This is a genomic window from Bradyrhizobium manausense, assembly GCF_001440035.1.
In the GTDB taxonomy this organism is placed as follows: domain Bacteria; phylum Pseudomonadota; class Alphaproteobacteria; order Rhizobiales; family Xanthobacteraceae; genus Bradyrhizobium; species Bradyrhizobium manausense.
In genome coordinates this window covers 38,154-40,489 of record NZ_LJYG01000101.1, presented here as the reverse complement: position 1 = coordinate 40,489, position 2,336 = coordinate 38,154, and the positions used below count along the sequence as shown (strand labels likewise).

The following is a 2,336-nucleotide window of genomic DNA, read 5'->3' as shown; positions in this document are numbered from 1 at the left end:
CGTGCGGCTGTCGCCGCATGGCATCGCCAATGATTCCGCCGAGCCCGATCCGATGCCGCTCTACACCCATGTGGTGCAGGCGCTCGACAAGCTCGGCCTCGCTTATCTGCATCTGATCGAACCGCGCTCCAGCGGCGCCGGCCGCGCCGACGTTCATTGGGAGAACGTGCCCTCCGCCATGGTGCTGTTCCGCCCGCACTACAGCGGCGTGCTGATGACCGCCGGCGGCTTCACCGGCGAGACGGCAAATGCCGCAATCGCCGAAGGCCACGCCGACATCATCGCCTTCGGCCGCATCTTTATCTCCAACCCGGATCTGCCGCGGCGTCTCGAGCACGACTACCCGATCACGCCGTACAACCGCGCGACCTTCTATGGCGGCGAGGAGAAGGGATATACGGACTACCCCGCTTACGACGAGCTGACGCCGGCGTAGACACACTCCTTCGTCATTCCGGGGCGCGACGAAGTCTCGAACCCGGAATCCATCAGGGCGCATAGCTTGAGGTGGAATGGATTCCGGGCTCGATGCTTCGCATCGCCCCGGAATCACAGACTTGATTTGTTGCGCGACCGCACCCACAAATTCCGTTTGCGAGCGCAGCGAAGCAATCCGGAATCTTTCCGCGGCGACAGTCTGGATTGCTTCGCTGCGCTCGCAATGACGACAGAGAGACCTACCATGGCCAAAGCCGCAGCCGCCGCAGGAACCGCCACGGGCCAATGCCTCTGCGGCAAGGTCACCTTCGAGATCGACGTCCCCGCGCGCTGGGCCTGGCACGATCATTCCGCCGCCAGCCGTCGCGCCCATGGCGCTGCCTACGCGACCTATGTCGGCAGCTGGAAGAAGCGTTTTCGCATCACGTCGGGCGAGACCACGCTGGCCCGCTACGAGGACAAGGCGACCAAGACCGCGCGCAGCTTCTGCTCGCATTGCGGTACGCCGATCACTTATGAGCGCCCGCGCGGCCCGCACATGGTCAACATTCCCCGCGCCCTCTTCAAAGAGCGCACCGGGCGCCAGCCGCTCTATCACATCGCGATCGAGGAGCTGCAGGAATGGGCCTATACCGGCGAGCCGCTGGTGCCGCTGAAGGGCTTTCCGGGCGTGGTCTGGCAGCGCTCGAAAAAGAAGAAGCGCGCTAGCGGCGAGGATCCATTCGAACTCGGGCGCGAGGAGATGTAACGCCCCGCTCTCGTGCCGGGACACGATAGCGCAGTTCGCTGCTCACGCGCAACGCAGCCATGACCGCGCTTCCTTGCGCGCGCCCCGAAAGTTCGGCCATCATGTCTTCCGTCCTTGCGGCAACGTCCGCTCCTGGAGGAAACATGAAGAACAAGATCACCGGCCGTTCCGCCTTTCTCGCGCTGCTCAAGGACGAGGGCATCACGCATCTGTTCGGCAACCCTGGTACCACCGAGCTGCCGATCATGCATGCGCTGAAGGACCATCCTGACTTGACCTATGTGATGGCGATGCAGGAGAGCCTGGTGGTCGCGATCGCCGACGGCTACAGCCGCGCCTCCGGCAGGCTCGTCGCCTGCAACGTCCATGTCGCACCGGGCCTCGGCAACGCCATGGGCTCGCTCTACAACGCCCGGTTCACCGGCACGCCGATGATCTTGACCGCGGGCCAGCAGGAGCAGGGCCATGGCCTGATGGAGCCGGTGCTTTACGGGCCGCTGGTGCGCATGGCCGAGCCGCTGGTGAAATGGGCGGTGGAGGTGACGCGGCTGGAGGACCTGCCGCGCATCGTGCGCCGCGCCGCCAAGGTGGCGATGACGCCGCCGACCGGGCCAGTGTTCATTTCGCTGCCCGGCGACATCCTCAACAGCGAAGCCGGCATCGATCTCGGCCGCTCCACCCGCATCGACGCGCGCACAAAGCCGTCGGATGAGGTGCTCAGAGCATTCGCCGCGCGGCTCCTGAAGGCAGAGCGCCCTGTGATCGTCACCATGGACGAGGTGGTCAAGAGCGATGCGCTGAAGGAAGCCGCCGAGCTCGCCGAGCTGCTCGGTGCTGCGGCCTATCAATCCTCGACGCCGTATGGGTCGCACTTCCTCTCGGAGAGTCCGAGCTTTGTCGGAACGCTGGCGCGCGTGCAGAAGGTCGCGCGCGACACGCTCGCGCCTTACGATCTCCTGATCGCGCTCGGCGGCGATCCCCTGCGGATGTCGGTCTACAGCGAGGTTGATGCCTTGCCCGATGGTCTCGACATCGTCCAGATCGGTCTCGTCGATTGGGAGATCGCCAAGAATTACGGCGCCGAGATCGCGCTCAAGGCGGATGTCAAGGAAACGCTGCGCGCGCTGATCCCGGTGCTGAAAGAGACGGG

The 2,336-nt window shown here is 65.0% G+C and carries 3 protein-coding genes; all 3 read left to right on the top strand.

The window, feature by feature from the left end:
• The coding region (locus AOQ71_RS48465) for an oxidoreductase (protein WP_488226151.1) at positions 1-436 on the top strand (436 nt) is incomplete at its 5' end.
• Positions 437-682: 246 nt separating this feature from the next.
• The gene (locus AOQ71_RS25210) at positions 683-1,186 is read left to right on the top strand and encodes a GFA family protein (RefSeq protein WP_057752601.1); all 504 of its coding nucleotides are present in this window, start codon (positions 683-685) and stop codon (positions 1,184-1,186) included.
• Between the two features lie 143 nt (positions 1,187-1,329).
• Positions 1,330-2,336, top strand: a 1,007-nt coding sequence (locus AOQ71_RS48460) for a thiamine pyrophosphate-binding protein (RefSeq protein ID WP_245317106.1), incomplete at its 3' end; no start/stop codon positions are given.